The 15,338-nt window shown below is 56.1% G+C and carries 12 protein-coding genes; 11 read left to right on the top strand and 1 reads right to left on the bottom strand.

The window, feature by feature from the left end; genetic code table 11:
- Positions 1-3 precede the first annotated feature (3 nt).
- Entirely contained in the window at positions 4-900 is an 897-nt protein-coding gene (motA, locus tag HCG46_RS15965; RefSeq protein ID WP_022998531.1) for a flagellar motor stator protein MotA, read from the bottom strand.
- Between the two features lie 185 nt (positions 901-1,085).
- Here motA and HCG46_RS15970 point away from each other — a divergent pair, with 185 nt between their 5' ends.
- The 11 genes from HCG46_RS15970 to HCG46_RS16020 all read left to right on the top strand — a co-directional run bounded on the left by HCG46_RS15970 (position 1,086) and on the right by HCG46_RS16020 (position 15,267).
- A complete protein-coding gene (locus HCG46_RS15970; RefSeq protein WP_022998532.1) occupies positions 1,086-1,874 on the top strand; it encodes a DUF1217 domain-containing protein in 789 nt (262 codons plus the stop codon).
- 3 nt (positions 1,875-1,877) lie between these two features.
- The gene (gene flgF / locus HCG46_RS15975; RefSeq protein ID WP_022998533.1) at positions 1,878-2,609 is read left to right on the top strand and encodes a flagellar basal-body rod protein FlgF; all 732 of its coding nucleotides are present in this window, start codon (positions 1,878-1,880) and stop codon (positions 2,607-2,609) included.
- Positions 2,606-3,397 carry a hypothetical protein gene (locus tag HCG46_RS15980; protein WP_168686790.1) on the top strand — a complete coding sequence of 264 codons (792 nt, stop codon included), beginning with the start codon at positions 2,606-2,608 and terminating at the stop codon, positions 3,395-3,397. Before flgF ends, HCG46_RS15980 begins: the two co-directional genes overlap by 4 nt.
- Positions 3,366-4,712 carry a FliI/YscN family ATPase gene (locus HCG46_RS15985; RefSeq protein ID WP_022998535.1) on the top strand — a complete coding sequence of 449 codons (1,347 nt, stop codon included), beginning with the start codon at positions 3,366-3,368 and terminating at the stop codon, positions 4,710-4,712. Before HCG46_RS15980 ends, HCG46_RS15985 begins: the two co-directional genes overlap by 32 nt.
- Before the next feature lie 328 nt (positions 4,713-5,040).
- Entirely contained in the window at positions 5,041-5,817 is a 777-nt protein-coding gene (locus tag HCG46_RS15990) for a winged helix-turn-helix domain-containing protein (protein ID WP_022998536.1), read from the top strand.
- 442 nt (positions 5,818-6,259) lie between these two features.
- Positions 6,260-7,861: a HAMP domain-containing sensor histidine kinase gene (locus HCG46_RS15995; protein ID WP_209009497.1), complete on the top strand. Its 1,602-nt coding sequence runs from the start codon at positions 6,260-6,262 to the stop codon at positions 7,859-7,861.
- A gap of 7 nt (positions 7,862-7,868) precedes the next feature.
- Positions 7,869-10,106: an EAL domain-containing protein gene (locus HCG46_RS16000; RefSeq protein ID WP_208992338.1), complete on the top strand. Its 2,238-nt coding sequence runs from the start codon at positions 7,869-7,871 to the stop codon at positions 10,104-10,106.
- A gap of 280 nt (positions 10,107-10,386) precedes the next feature.
- The gene (locus HCG46_RS16005) at positions 10,387-11,097 is read left to right on the top strand and encodes a carbon monoxide dehydrogenase subunit G (protein WP_055654423.1); all 711 of its coding nucleotides are present in this window, start codon (positions 10,387-10,389) and stop codon (positions 11,095-11,097) included.
- Between the two features lie 232 nt (positions 11,098-11,329).
- Entirely contained in the window at positions 11,330-11,821 is a 492-nt protein-coding gene (locus tag HCG46_RS16010) for a (2Fe-2S)-binding protein (RefSeq protein ID WP_031268448.1), read from the top strand.
- 216 nt (positions 11,822-12,037) lie between these two features.
- Entirely contained in the window at positions 12,038-14,398 is a 2,361-nt protein-coding gene (locus HCG46_RS16015; protein WP_168686791.1) for a xanthine dehydrogenase family protein molybdopterin-binding subunit, read from the top strand.
- A gap of 71 nt (positions 14,399-14,469) precedes the next feature.
- Entirely contained in the window at positions 14,470-15,267 is a 798-nt protein-coding gene (locus HCG46_RS16020; RefSeq protein ID WP_022998542.1) for a xanthine dehydrogenase family protein subunit M, read from the top strand.
- Positions 15,268-15,338 lie beyond the last annotated feature (71 nt).

A 15,338-nucleotide genomic window follows, 5' to 3' on the forward strand; every position in this document is an offset into this window, starting at 1 on the left:
GGCTTAGGCGGCTCCCTGCAGATCCTGGACGTTATCGGCACCAGCGCCGCCAGCACTCATCGTCTCGTTTTCAACTTCGTCGATGGTTGGACGGTCGTAGTCGGAGATGGTCTTGCGGCCATGCTCCAGGGCGATCTGCGGATCGGCGCCGTTCATGAAGGCAAGCAGGGTCTGCTTGACGACGATGTAGGTACGAAGGCGGGACTCGCGAACGTTGCGGATCTTGGAGGCGATCGGGCCGAACAGCGAGTAGGAGAAGAAGATGCCGACAAACGTGCCCACGAGTGCCGCGCCAATCAGGCTGCCCAGCAGCTGAGGGGACTGGTCGATGGCGCCCATGGCCTTGATGACACCGAGCACGGCCGCGATGATGCCGATGGCAGGCAATGCATCAGCGATGCTGCTCATCGCATGGTACGGCTTCATCTGGTCGCGGTGGATCGTGTGAAGTTCTTCGTCGACCAGCGCTTCGATTTCGTGAGCGCGGGCATTTCCGACAATGATCAGTCGGAAATAATCGCAGATGAAGGTTGTCAGGCTGGCATTGCGCAGGACCGACGGATACTTCTGGAAAATCGGAGAAGTATTCGGGTCTTCGATGTGCGGCTCGACCTGGTTACGGCCCTTGGCGCGCAACTCACGCATCAGGCCGTAGAGAAGTGCCAGAACGTCGAGATATTCCCGCTTGTTGGGAACTGCGTTGCGCAGCGCATCCGACACGGCAACCAGGGTTCCCCTGATTACCTTCATTGGATTGGCAACGACAAAAGCACCGATAGCGACGCCAAGAATAATGACGAGCTCCCACGGCTGCCAGAGGACGGAGACCTTGCCTCCGAGTGCGGCAAAGCCGCCTATAAGGGACGCGCCTGCTATGATCAGGCCGATAAGAATAGTCACCTAACAGCTCCCAACTGGTGTGGATTGCAACTCTGATTGGGAGGACGCTAGCGGCCGAGACTTGCCTGAAGCTGACGCGCGAAAGCCTTTTGGAAATCATCTCCGGTCGTCAGCCTGGCGTAAGGTTTGCGAGTGAGTGTTCCCCGAAAGCCTGCCCGCCATGGGCCCGCAATGGGGATAGAACCATGATCAATACATTGAGCCAGGTTCAGCTGGTCAGAACCAATATGGAACGCTCGCTGAAGACGGTCGCCGCGGACCCTATGGTCGAACGTCAGACCGAATATTATCGCGAGAACATCCGCAATATTAAGTCCATCGACGAATTCCTGGCTGATGATCGCATCTTCAACTACGCAATGACTGCCATGGGTCTGGAGGACATGATCTACGCGAAGGCATTTATTCGGAAAGTGCTGGAAGAAGGCACGGACGAACGTGGCGCTTTCGCCAATCAGCTGGCCGACACCAAGTACAAGAATTTTGCTGAAACCTTCAATTTCAAGCGGTATGGCGAAACGACGACTTCTTTTGCCCGGACGCAGGACGCGATTGTACAGAAGTATCATCGGCAGACACTGGAAGTGCGCGAGGGTGAACAAAATCAGGGTGTCCGTCTGGCACTCTATTTCGAACGCCGTGCGCCCGATATCACCAACGCGTACGATGTTCTGGCTGATCGCGCGCTTGCCGAGGCCGTTTATACTTCCCTTGGCCTGCCGCAAGAATTTGCGATGACCGACATCGACAAGCAGGCAGCCTATCTGGAAGAACGTCTGGATTTCAGCAAGTTCGGAGATGCGGACTACCTGGCGAAATTCCTCAACCGGTTTTCGGCTCTCTATGACCTTTCCAACGGCCCGTCCGGCAACATGTCGCCAACACTTGCTCTTTATGGCAACGGCCGAGGGGTTATCCAGATGGGCGAGGGACTGTTGGCAAGCATCCAGAATTTCCGCCTCGGAGGCTTTTGATCAATGGAATCCGCTCTTTATGTTGCGCTGTCTGCGCAGGTAGCACTTTCGAACCGTCTGGAAACGGTTGCCAGAAACGTTGCCAACATGAACACAGCCGGCTACCGGGCAGACGAGGTCAAGTTCGCAGAGCTCGTCTCAAAGGCAGCTCAGGACAAGGTCAGTTTCTCCACCGGTGGCGAGAAATACATTTCCCGGCAGTACGGCAGTCTGAACAAGACCGACAATCCGCTTGATCTCGCAGTGGAAGGCGAAGCCTGGTTTGCAATCCGCGATGTCAACGGCAACTTGTCCTATACACGGGACGGGCGCTTGCAGATCGGCAATGACGGAACCTTGCGTACCTTGACCGGACAACAGATCCTGGGAGCAGGCGGGCAGCCGATTGCACTCGATCCGGATGCCGGGACACCCTTGATCACGCAGTCGGGGGAGATTTCCCAGGGCGACGTTGGAATTGTCGGCCAGGTCGGTCTGTTCCTGATCCCCGACGATGCCCAGCTCACGCGTGCTGAAAACTCGGCGGTTATTCCCGACAAGCCGGTTATTCCCGTGCAGACCTATGACACAAACGGCGTTCGCCAGGGATATGTCGAAGGCTCGAATATCAATCCCGTCCGGGAAATGACCAAGATGATCATGATCTCGCGCGCCTTTGAGAGCGCGACGAAGATGATCGATACCAGTAACGAAAGCCAGGAGAAGGCCATTCGCGAACTGGGGGCAACCTCATGACGGCGGTGGATGCAACACAGGCGGTGGGCAAGCCGATGGACCTCAATGCTGTCATGGATGGTTCGCCCGTCAAGGCAGCGCGGTCCGGGGTTTCGTCCAAGGCTGAAAACTCTGCCTTCAGTTTCGGTGACTTCATCGACGTGATCAATCCCTTGCAGCATATTCCGGGGATTGCGGAACTCTATCGATCGGTAACGAACGACGAGATTTCCGACAACGCCCGCAAGGCCGGCAATGCTCTTTACGGCTTCGCACTCGGCGGGCCGGTCGGGCTGGGTGCCATGCTCGCCTATAACGAAGTCGGCGATCGCCTGAACAGCATTCAAGAAAATGTCACGGCACAGCCCGTCGAAGTTGCGGAAGCGGCTCCTGCCGGCGAACCGGCGGCAGCAGGCGATGTTCCTGTGCCAGTGCGCAAGCCTGGTGTTGAGCCAACTGCAACCGAAGCCGATAAGGCTGCTGCCACAGCCGTACTTGGTGAAACCGTGGCATCTGCTGGTCGCAAGGGCGCTCCGCCAACTGCTCTTGTCGATCTCATCAACAGCACTGGTGCGGCTCCCGGGCCGGATGGGGAAACAATGACATCACCCGACAAGTCTTCTTCGGGTAATGCCTCATCCGTTTCCTATCTCGACATGCCGGATAGTGCCACGCCATCGGGGCCGGTAATGCCTGACCAGCAGGGGCTTGACCGTCTCGCTTCGCACAAATCCAACCATCTGCCTCTCGATGTCTTGAAAGCTCTTCAGGAACGCCATGCCGAACGCTCCGTATCTGAACGCACTTGATCAAATCTCCGCGTCTTTGTCGGCCCTGGAAACTGAGATCGGGCCCGTCAAACTCAGCGGACGTGTGACCCAGGTTTCTTCCGAATCCATTCGCGTCTCCGGTCTTTCCCGCGTGGTTTGCCTGGGCGATCTGGTGCAGTTCGAGGGGCGGGCCGGCATCCGGCAGGGCGAGATCATCCGGCTCGACCAGAAGGACGTAGTAATCAAGCCATTGGAGCGCGTGACCGACATTGGCATCGGCAGCGTTGCTTCGGTCATGGGCGGACTTGCCATTCATCCGGACATGAGCTGGCGCGGCCGGATCGTGAATGCGCTTGGTGAACCGATCGATGGGGCAGGGCCGCTTGCCCATGGTGTGGAAGCGTTTCTTCTTGACCGCGCACCACCGCCGGCGATGAACCGAAGCAAGATTTCCGAAGGCGTTCGAACCGGTGTGCGGGTGATCGATCTGTTCACACCACTGTGCGTCGGTCAGCGTGTCGGCGTTTTTGCGGGGTCCGGCGTTGGCAAATCCACACTTCTTGGCATGCTGGCCGGGTTTGGGGACTTTGACACGGTAGTGGTCGGTCTCGTTGGCGAACGCGGCCGCGAAGTGCGCGAGTTCATTGATGACATCCTGGGCGAGACCTTGGCGCATTCCGTTGTTGTCGCCTCGACTGGCGATGAAAGCGCCATGCAGCGCCGGCTTGCCCCCAAGACGGCCATGAGCGTTGCCGAGTACTTTCGTGCGCAAGGTCACAAGGTGCTGCTCATTCTGGATTCCGCCACCCGATTTGCCCATGCTGCACGGGATGTGGCTCTGGCGGCTGGAGAACCTCCTGTCGCCCGCGGGTTTCCGCCAAGCGTCTTTGCTGATCTTGCCCGCCTCATCGAACGCGCAGGACCTGGAAGCAGCGGCGAGGGCTCAATCACAGGGATCTTTTCCGTTCTTGTCGACGGTGACGACCACAACGATCCGGTTTCCGATGCAATTCGTGGTCTTCTGGACGGACACATCGTACTGGATCGTCAGATTGCCGAGGCCGGCCACTATCCGCCGGTCAGCGTATTGAAATCCACCTCGCGGCTTGCCGACCGGGCCTGGACACAGGATCAGCAGGAACTTATCCATCGGATCAAGGGGCTGATATCCTACTATGAAGATACAAAGGATCTCCGCCTAATGGGCGGTTTCCAGACTGCGGGCGACGAAAAACTGGAAAAGGCCTGCAGACTTGTGCCCAAGATTTACGAAGCGCTGAGACAGCGCGCAGACCAGGTGGCACCGTCCGATCCCTTTGCAGACCTGGCCCAGGCTTTAGCTGCCGATACGTAAACCATTTTCCACATCTCTAGTATAAATACGAAATTGCCGCCTTGTCTGGCGGCGATTTTTGTATATATCAGTGTTACATCTTATTAAGGATTGCGGAAAAACGCGGTCCCCGGCATTTTAATAAATTTTTCTCTCAGTTTATTGGTAATGTCCGTGATTTTTTATTTAGTTTTCTATGTGGATATAAGAACTTCCCCCACTATAAATTCTGAAATAGTTGTCGAGTTAGGGAAGAAACGTTGACCTTGTGAAGCTCCAAAATTACGGATTCTACATTGGTAAAATCCAAGGGGCTGATATGTTCATAATCGTAGACTCAAGAGAGATAGTGACCGCAGGCTATGCCTCGGCATTCGACCGGGAAGGCTATGCCTCCCTGGAACTTCATCCATCGGAACTTCTTGACTGGCTGGAAATCACCTGTGCCCAGGATCTGGGCTCGGTTGACGCCATCCTTCTGGGAGAGTGTGAAGAAAGATGCGGCTACGTTGCATCGATCCGAAGCCGGTGTCCGGAAGCCCAGATCGTGGCTCTGGAAGATACCGCCAACCTTGAGAGCACGCTCGACCTGTTTTCCGCAGGTATGGACGATGTTCTGAAGAAGCCGGTTCATGTTCGGGAAATCATTGCCCGCGTCGGAGCTTTCCGCCGCCGGATCACTTCCCGGAACAATTCTGCAGGTACCGGTGCCATCGAAGTCTTCTTCGACGGTCGCGATCCAGTCGTCGGTGGGGACGTCATGGAACTGCCGCGCCGGGAACGCCGCATTCTTGAATATCTCGTCAAGAACAAGGGACGGCGTGTCACCAAGACACAGATCTTCAATGCTGTTTACGGCGTCATGAACGACGGCGTGGATGAATGTGTCGTGGAAAGCCACATCTCCAAGCTGCGCAAGAAATTGCGGAAAAAGCTTGGCTACGATGCAATCGAGTCGACGCGCTACATCGGCTACATGCTGAAAGACGCCACGGCCACCAAGCAGAAGGTTGCAGACACCCGGCGTCAGGTTCAGGCCTCGCCAGCAACCGCACACGCTGTAGAGGTTCCGGTTGACACCCGCACCACCACCAACAAGCCGTTTTTGTCAGTGGTCAATGCCTAATCGGAATAAGCTCAGAATATGAAGACCTTGCAAGGAACAATAATTTGCAATGGCAACGATCGAGCGGACTGGTATGAAAGTTTTGCCGGAGACAATTGCATGATGCGATGCCGCTCTAATTCGTCGAATTCAGGTTTTTTGTAGATGCAAGACTATCTGTTTTGCTGTGGAAAGAAGGCTCTTTCAATTTACAATTGATTTTTATGGAAAATTTAGAAAACCTACCCAGAATATACGACACACTGACGCTCTAATCACATGATCTCCGCTGCGCGGCGCATTGATGGGGCGAGGGGCAATATAGATGTGTCTGTGAATCAAGTATTGAAGAGACGGTCCGCAAAGGCGGTTCGGTTTTCGTCCTTGACTGGAAGCCATTTAAATCGGCGTTCTGCCGGAGTTTTATGAGCTGGAACGGACACCGCGAATTGAGGTGGGCGTCTTGACACTGAACGGCAGTACGTCGTTGCCATATACTCCCAAGGAGATGGGCCGTTCCAGCCTGTCCCGGACATTCATTCTCTATACGCTCGGTCTTTTCGCTGTTCTTGGCGTCATATTCATCGGCATTCTCACGAAGATCACGTGGGACGCCTCTCACGCTCGCGCCATTCGTGTGACTGAGGCCTTCTTTCAGGCAACCAAACGCCCGTTTGAACGCGCCATCTGGACAGTCAATGCGGACGCGACCCTGCAGCTCATCCGCGGGTTGGAAAGTCTCGAAGTTGTCGAGAAAGTCTGGGTTGAAACACCGGACACAGGCAATTTCGGTGAACCTGTTACCGGGCCGCGCGCTGCCGAAGCTCTCAGTTATACACTCAATTCGCCCAGCACCATCCTGCACAAGGATGCAATCGGGCAGGTGTTCATTCTCATCGACCGCAACACGATTTCCTATGAAATCGTTTCGACTGTCGGGTTCATCGTCACCGCGATCATTGTCTATCTGCTGTTGCTCGCCATTGTGATCAGAACAGTCTTTCGCCGTCTGATCGGTCAGCCGCTTTCTGCAATCGTGGAGTATCTTTCCACGCCGCGCCTGATCGAAGATCCACCCAAGGCCGAACTGATGCCTGGCCGAGCGGACGAAATCGGTATTCTCGCCGCCAGTCTCCAGTCCATGGTTCAGCGCCGGCATCTGGATTTGCAGAAAATTCAAGAATACCAGACTAATCTCGAGGACTTGGTCGCCCACCGGACGGAGCAGCTTAAGTTGGTGCAGGAAGAGCTTATCCAGGCAGATAATCTGGCCGCGCTTGGTGCGCTGGTTGCCGGGGTTTCGCACGAGCTGAACACGCCTCTTGGAAACGCGTTGATGGCGGCCACGACCATCAAGGATTCAACCGGTTACTTGCGTACCGAACTTGAAGAGCAGAAACTGAGCAAGGAAGCCCTGGAAAACGAAGTCGAACGTATCTCCGATACCGCACATATCATCGAGAAGACACTCGGCCGGGCCCGTGAGCTTGTCGGAAACTTTCGTCAGGTGGCTGTCGACAGGCAGAGCGAGAAGAAGCGGTCCTTCAATTTCGACCACATCATTCGTGAAACTCTTGCAACACTGCAGCCGACGCTCAAGAAAACGCCTTTCAAGGTCGAGCTTGATCTCCATGCGGACGAAATCATCGACAGCTATCCTGGTGCGGTCAGTCAGCTCGTTTCGAATTTTGTCGAAAACGCCATCAAGCACGGATACGAAGGGCGAAGCGAAGGTCTGATCAAGCTGTCTTCCCAGGTGGTTCACCCGAAGGACAAGAACCGAAACAATTTGAACGAACGCAAGATTATCTTCAAATGCCAGGATTTCGGTGTGGGCATTCCGGAGAAGAATCTGAAAAAAGTATTCGAGCCGTTCTTCACGACGAAGTTCGGCAAAGGAGGATCCGGTTTAGGGATGGCGATTTGTTACCAGCTGGTCACCGAAGCCTTGAACGGAACCATCTCGGTGTCTTCCAGCGTCGGGTCGGGAACGGAATTCATTATCGAATTCCCCGCCATGGTCGCTCAGGATACCAGGAAGCCTCTCGGACAGAAGGTGCATTGAGATGGTGATGGACTTTCTTGCCCCCTCCGAGCCGGAAGTGAAGAAGATCACGAAGGCGCCCTGGAAAATCCTGATTGTCGATGACGATCCCGACGTACATGAAGTCACCAAGATCGCCGTTGGTGGATGCATCTTCGAAAATCGTCCGTTTGAACTTTTGCATGCTCTGTCGGCTCAGGAAGCCCGGCAGATCCTGTTGAAACACCCAGATATCGCGGTGGCACTTGTCGATGTCGTGATGGAAAGCGATACGGCAGGTCTCGGGCTTGTGAGCTGGATCCGTTCCGAACTCGGCAATCATTTCACGAGGTTGATCCTGCGCACAGGTCAACCCGGATATGCACCGCAGACCGACGTGATCATGAAATTCGACATCGACGGTTACACCGAAAAAGCCGAATTGTCGCGAACCAAGCTGATTACAGCCATCGTTACAGGTCTGCGCGGTTACAAGCTTGTCATGTCGCTTGAGACCAACCGCAAGAAGCTCAAGCAGTTAAACGAGCATTTTGCAGCTATTGTCGAAAAGAACGCCCTGAGTGAATTTGCTGCAGCAGTCCTGAAGCATTTCACGGTTCTTGTCGGGCAACCTGTCGACAGCCTGTTGTGTGGTCTTGAGACGCTTCCCGACTACGGGTCCTTCGACAAGTCCAACGTCCGTGTGCTCGCGGCAACGGGAAATTTCGAAGACAAGATTGACCTGCCGGTGGACGTCATCAGTGACGATGCGATCCGCAATGCCGTGGCAAGATGCGTCGAGACACAGGCAACATGCGCGTCGCCCAAAGGACTTGCTCTTCCGCTTGTCACCCGTAACGGCATGACAGGCGCGCTTTATCTCGGTATTTCCGAGGAGTTGCTGGAGGAGCTCGTCGGGTCGGAAGTCGTGCAGTTGTTTGTTTCCAACGTCGCGCTTGGCTACGAGAAGACCGGCCTTTTGGAGCATATTCGCAACCTTGCCTATGTTGATCGCGTCACTGGACTGTCGACATTCTCCGGTTTCATCGAAACCTTTCAGCGTCACGCCGCCAACGGTGCCAAGCTGCTGGTCGTTCATTCCGACATCCAAAGGTTCCGTGTCATTGTCGACGGGATCGGCGACGAAAAGGCCGGCGCGGTCTTGAAACGGACCGGCCACCGCCTGTCGCAGACCTTCCCCGATGCGCTCACCATTGCCAGGAAGGAAAAGGACGAATTTCTGATCCTTCTGAAGGGCGGTGAAGAGAATACGATTCAGGATGTGGTTGCGCGGATCGAAGGTGCTTTCCAGCAACCGATAACGCTCGAAGACAACCAGATCACCCTTCGACTGCGGCTGGGGTTTGCATCCACCGGCACCGAGACGCAGGGCGCGGAAGAACTCGTGCGTTTTGCCTCCATCGCCCTTAACGATGTGCGTCAGAAAGGGGTGACCAACCACGCGGTTTTTCATCCGCTGATGCAGGAGGCTGCCTTTGAGCGCCTGCGGCTTGCTTCACTGCTTACCGGTAGTTCCAACCAGACGAAGTTTTCGCTGAATTATCAGCCGATCATGCACGCCCGGGACGAAAGCCTTGCGTCCTTCGAGGCCCTGATGCGGTTCCGTACCCCCAGTGGAACGTTCCTGAATACCGCTCGGATGATCGAAGCTGCCGAAGCCAGTGGTCTTATTACCGAAATCGGCGCATGGATGTTCAAGACGTCCTTTACCGAGTTCAGCAGCTTGACCGGAATTTCCGATGACGTTCGGTTGAATGTGAACCTGTCTCCCAGGCAGGTTCAGGCAAACCGGATCTACAAGGACATCGAAGATGCTGTGACAGCCGCCGAATTGCCGCTGGATCGCCTGGTATTCGAGGTGACCGAAGGGTTGTTCCTCAGCAACGATCAGGTGACCCTGGCCTTCCTGACGTGGCTGCGTGACAAGGGGGCGCGCGTCGTTATTGACGATTTCGGCACCGGGTATTCCTCGTTCAGTTATCTGCGCAAGCTGCCGGTTGACGGTATCAAGATCGACCGAAGCTTTATCATGAACATGGATCAGGATGCGGATGCGCTTGCTGTCGTGAAGTCCATCATCGCTGTTGCGCAGGCGCTGGATCTGAACGTTACAGCAGAAGGTGTCGAGACTGTTGCCCAGAGAAATATCATGCAGGAGCTGCATTGCGACTACCTGCAAGGATATTTCTACGCCAAGCCTCTGGCGACCAATGACCTGTCCGGTTTCATCCAGAAGGCTGTCGAACCGGGCGTTGCCTTCGGATAAAACAGTTTATCCGTCCGTTTATCAAATTCTGGCCGGAACTGTCAGGACAGAAGTGCCTTTTTGGCGCATACTGCGACAGCTAGGTCATACGTTGAATTGAAGACATCGGACAGCCTGTCAAGGATTGCGTTCTGCAATTCTGTTCACATAAGCGATTGAAAATTTGTACGAAACACGCTCTCATGCGGGAAAACGTGTTTGCGGCGGACGCGTCAATCGCGTTGAATGTCGACTGAACCTTTGTAAATATGCGCTAAAGCGCAACTTGGGGAGAAAACATATGGACATGAGCGGCTCCCACCGGATTCCGGCCAAACGGGAAACCGTATGGCAAGCCTTGAACGATCCGGATGTCTTGCGGGCCTGCATCCCGGGCTGCGAAAGCCTCGAGAAGACCTCGGACACCGAAATGACCGCCGCGGTCACATCGAAAATCGGGCCTGTCAAAGCCAAGTTCAAAGGGGAAGTGACCCTTGAGAACATCAATCCTCCGGAAAGCTACACGATCTCGGGAGAAGGCAAGGGCGGCGTCGCCGGGTTTGCCAAGGGGTCTGCGGATGTGAAGCTTACGGAGGAAGGTGACGAAACCATACTTTCCTACGAAGCCAAGGCACAGGTCGGGGGCAAACTTGCCCAACTCGGCAGCCGGCTGATCGATTCTACCGCCAAGAAAATGGCGGAAGACTTTTTCACGAAGTTCTCCGAGATGGTCGGTTCACCGGCAGGACAGGACGAAACTGCGACCGCAGCTGGTACTGATGATGATCTGGATCCCGGTGTGGCCGAGGAAGCCAAGCGGATCGCGATCGAAGAGTCCCCTGGCGAAGTCATGCACGCAATTGAGGATGCGGAGCATGCAGTCGAGGAAAAGATCCATCAGGCGGAACAAAATATTGAAGCCGCTGCGGGACGCAACGTGTTCGGCGGCCCCATGGTCTGGGGACTTGTGTTGCTCGCCGCCGTGATTGTCGTGCTTGCACTTGCAAGTTGACCGGGTAGGACAAATCTTGAAATGATCGGGCTCTGACAATTTAGGACGCGCCAGGGCCCCAGCACAAAACACGGTGACAAGCCGGGAAATTGGGTCAGTGACACGCAATCGAATTCGATTGTTTATTCGTACGCTGGTCTGGATCGGACATCAGAGGTCTTGCCTGTCATTTCATGCAGGTGGGCCGGCTTGATCGCTCCGGTTCAGGGAATTTCATGAGGGAGAGGAATTCATGTCGAAAGTATCGATGGTATTGAACGGCAAGACGGTTTCGGCTGATGTCGAAGACCGGACGCTGCTCGTATCGTTTATCCGGGACGTGCGCGGATTGACTGGTACGCACGTTGGCTGCGACACCTCGCAATGCGGTGCCTGCGTTGTGCATGTCGACGGCAAGGCCGTAAAGTCTTGCACCATGCTCGCAGCCCAGGCCGACGGCGCAGAAGTTGTAACACTTGAGGGGATCGGCACAGCCGACAGCCTGCACCCCGTACAGGCAGCTTTCCGTGAACATCATGGGCTTCAGTGCGGCTTCTGTACCCCCGGCATGATCATGACCGCCGTGGACATGATCAAGCGTCATGGTGCTGGTAATCTCGACGAGGCAACCATTCGCCACGAGCTGGAAGGCAATATCTGCCGCTGCACCGGCTACCACAATATCGTCAAGGCGATCAAAGCCGCCTCCGATCAAATGGCCGGTATGGCTCAGGCCGCCGAATAACGGCGTTGGCCTGAACTCCCAAAATTGATGCGCGAACACGTTCGCGCAGCAGGACAGCAAGACCGATCAATCGAATGAGATGCCGGGAGGAACAGGCATCTTCGTATTGACCGCCAGGTCTTGAGAGACAGTTGCCTTGATGGCAGCAGCCGGATTGTCCGGCGAGTGGAGGATGTCCGGTACTGGTGGAGCCGGCAGATATTCGGGAGAGAAGAAATGGCAGTTGAAGGGATTGGCGCCCGTGCCTTGCGCAAGGAAGACAAGCGCTTCATTACGGGCAAGGGCAAATACACCGACGATATGACCATGCCGGGCATGGGGTATGCTGCTTTCGTTCGCTCGCCGCACGCGCATGCAAAGGTCAAGGGGATCGATGCGAGTGCTGCTCTGGCAATGCCGGGTGTGGATGCGGTACTCACCGGCGACCAACTGGTGGGTGATGGTATCGGCAACCTGATCTGTGGCTGGATGATCCATTCCAAGGATGGTTCGCCGATGAAGATGGGCGGTTGGCGCGCATTGGAACCGGAAATTGTCCGCCATGTCGGGCAGGCCGTTGCCGTGGTTGTGGCCGATACGCAGGCTCAGGCACGTGATGCCGCTGACGCGGTTGTGGTTGATTATGAGGAATTGCCTGCCGTTATCGATCCGCTTGCGGCACTCGAAGCAGGTGCCCCGCAGATTCACCCGGAAGCCGAAGGCAACCTGATCTACGATTGGGAAATTGGCGACGAGGCGGCCACAAACGCGGCCTTCGAAAAGGCTGCTCATGTCACGCGCATGGAGATCCATAACAACCGCCTCGTCCCGAACGCGATGGAGCCGCGCGCAGCTCTTGCAGGTTACGATGCGGCCGAGGAGCACTATACGCTTTACACCACTTCGCAGAATCCACATGTGGCTCGCCTGGTGTTGTCAGCCTTCTACAACGTTGCTCCTGAAAACAAGCTGCGTGTGATTGCGCCTGATGTCGGCGGCGGCTTTGGTTCCAAGATCTACATCTACCCGGAAGAAATGGTCTGCCTGTGGGCGTCCAAACGTGTCGGTCGTCCGGTCAAGTGGGTGTCTGACCGGACCGAAGCCTTCCTGACGGATGCACATGGCCGCGACCATCGCTCTGAAGCGGAACTCGCTCTTGACGCGGACAACAAGATCCTGGGCCTCAGGGTCAAGACGATCGCCAATCTCGGCGCCTACATGTCGTTGTTCTCGTCTTCCGTGCCGACGTATCTCTACGCTACGCTTCTTTCGGGTCAGTACGACATTCCGGCTATCCACGCCAACGTGAAGACGGTCTACACCAACACCACACCGGTGGATGCCTATCGGGGCGCCGGCCGGCCGGAGGCGACCTATCTTCTGGAGCGGATCATGGAAACGGCAGCCCGTGAAGTGGGCCTGTCGCCAGCAGAGTTCCGTCGCAAGAACTTCATCCGTGCGTTCCCGCATCAGACACCGGTGATCATGTGCTACGACGCAGGTGATTATGATGCGACGCTGGATGCAGCCCTCAAGGCCGCGGACTACGACGGCTTTGCCGCCCGCAAGGCGGAAGCAGCTTCCCGCGGCAAGCTGCGCGGTATTGGTCTGTCCTGCTACATCGAGGCGTGCGGTATTGCACCGTCCGCTGCGGTTGGTTCACTTGGTGCCGGTGTCGGTCTTTGGGAATCTGCCGAAGTGAGGGTAAACCCTGTCGGATCGATCGAGGTTCTGACGGGATCGCACAGCCATGGTCAGGGACACGAGACAACCTTTGCCCAGCTGATCAGCGAACGTTTTGGCCTGGATACCAATGCGGTGTCCATTGTTCATGGCGATACCGACAAGGTTCAGTTCGGTATGGGAACCTACGGCTCGCGCTCCGGTGCGGTCGGCATGTCGGCAATCGTCAAGGCGCTCGACAAGGTCGAAGCCAAGGCGAAGAAGATTGCTGCTCACCTGATGGAAGCCTCCGAAGGAGACATCCAGATCGAAGGTGGCGAATTGAAAGTAGCCGGTACCGACAAGAAGCTGACCTTCACCGAGGTGGCTCTCGCTGCCTACACGGCGCACAACCTGCCTGAAGGCATGGAGCCGGGCCTGAAGGAAGGTGCCTTCTACGATCCGACCAACTTCACCTTCCCGGCAGGTACCTATGTCTGCGAAGTCGAGGTGGATCCGGATACGGGCAAGACGGAAGTGGTCAACTTCGTCGCGGCTGACGACTTCGGCAACATCATCAACCCGATGATCGTGGAAGGTCAGGTGCATGGCGGTATTACGCAGGGCATTGGCCAGGCACTTCTGGAAAATGCGTCCTACGACGAAAACGGCCAGCTGCTGACGGCGTCCTACATGGATTACTGCATGCCGCGTGCCGATGATGTGCCGTCCTACAATCTGTCGACGCATGTCACGGCCTGCCCAGGCAACCCGCTTGGCATGAAAGGTTGCGGCGAAGCCGGGGCTATCGGATCTCCGCCGGCAGTTATCAATGCGATCACGGATGCGATCGGGGACAACAGCCTGTCGATGCCAGCCTCTCCTGAAAAGGTCTGGGCGCTTTACCATGCAGGTGTGAAGCAGGCGGCCGAATAACGCCACAACGGGATTTTCGGGCGGGGCAACCCGCCCGCCATTGAACAGTTCGAAATCCGGGGAGACCCAGCATGTATGAAACGACGTATCACAAGGCCGGATCGGTAGCGGAAGCTGCTTCACTAATGGCCAATGCCGATGACGGCAAATTCCTTGGTGGTGGCCAGACTTTGCTGCCAACCATGAAACAGCGGCTTGCAGCCCCCAGCGATCTGGTGGATGTCACCAAGATTGCGGACATGAAGGGGATCAGCGCAAACGGCGATGGTGTGACCATCGGCGCAGCAACGAGCCATTTCGAAGTCTCGACTTCCGATCTGGTGAAGCAGAAGCTTCCTGGACTGGCGTCACTCGCCGGTGGCATTGGTGACCCGGCGGTTCGTCATATGGGCACCATTGGCGGCTCGATTGCCAACAATGATCCTGCAGCCGACTATCCTGCTGCGCTGGTTGCGCTCGGTGCTACCGTTGTCACCAGCAAGCGGGAACTGGCAGCGGAAGAGTTCTTCACCGGCATGTTTGAAACCGCGCTTGATGAAGATGAAATCGTCGTCGCCGTCAAGTTTCCGGGTGCTGCGGCCAGTGCCTATGCCAAATACCCGAACCCGGCATCGCGTTATGCCATGGCCGGTGTCTTTGTTGCCAAAGGCAACGATGGCTCCGTCAAGGTTGCGGTGACCGGAGCAGGGCAGGGTGGTGTCTTCCGCATGTCCGCCATGGAAACGGCGCTTGCAAGTAATTTCTCAGCCGACGCCGTCGCCGGCATAGCACCCGACGCAGACGATCTTCTGTCAGACATTCACGGGTCTGCTGCTTATCGTGCGAACCTGGTTACCGTTATGGCAAAGCGCGCCGTCCAGAAGGCGTAACCGACCTCGTGCTGATTTAAGAATAAGAACCCGGCCGACACTCGGCCGGGTTTTGTTTTCCTGAGGGAGGA

The sequence above is a fragment of the Labrenzia sp. PO1 genome (assembly GCF_012273635.1).
GTDB classification, from domain to species: Bacteria; Pseudomonadota; Alphaproteobacteria; order Rhizobiales; family Stappiaceae; genus Roseibium; species Roseibium algicola.

Excerpts from the sequence above, each read along its gene's own strand:
- HCG46_RS16005 (WP_055654423.1), top strand. The coding sequence starts at position 10,387 with ATGGACATGAGCGGCTCCCACCGGATTCCGGCCAAACGGGAAACCGTA.
- HCG46_RS16010 (WP_031268448.1), top strand. The coding sequence starts at position 11,330 with ATGTCGAAAGTATCGATGGTATTGAACGGCAAGACGGTTTCGGCTGAT.
- HCG46_RS15970 (WP_022998532.1), top strand. The coding sequence starts at position 1,086 with ATGATCAATACATTGAGCCAGGTTCAGCTGGTCAGAACCAATATGGAA.
- flgF (WP_022998533.1), top strand. The coding sequence starts at position 1,878 with ATGGAATCCGCTCTTTATGTTGCGCTGTCTGCGCAGGTAGCACTTTCG.
- HCG46_RS16020 (WP_022998542.1), top strand. The coding sequence starts at position 14,470 with ATGTATGAAACGACGTATCACAAGGCCGGATCGGTAGCGGAAGCTGCT.
- HCG46_RS15985 (WP_022998535.1), top strand. The coding sequence starts at position 3,366 with ATGCCGAACGCTCCGTATCTGAACGCACTTGATCAAATCTCCGCGTCT.
- HCG46_RS16015 (WP_168686791.1), top strand. The coding sequence starts at position 12,038 with ATGGCAGTTGAAGGGATTGGCGCCCGTGCCTTGCGCAAGGAAGACAAG.
- HCG46_RS16000 (WP_208992338.1), top strand. The coding sequence starts at position 7,869 with ATGGACTTTCTTGCCCCCTCCGAGCCGGAAGTGAAGAAGATCACGAAG.
- HCG46_RS15980 (WP_168686790.1), top strand. The coding sequence starts at position 2,606 with ATGACGGCGGTGGATGCAACACAGGCGGTGGGCAAGCCGATGGACCTC.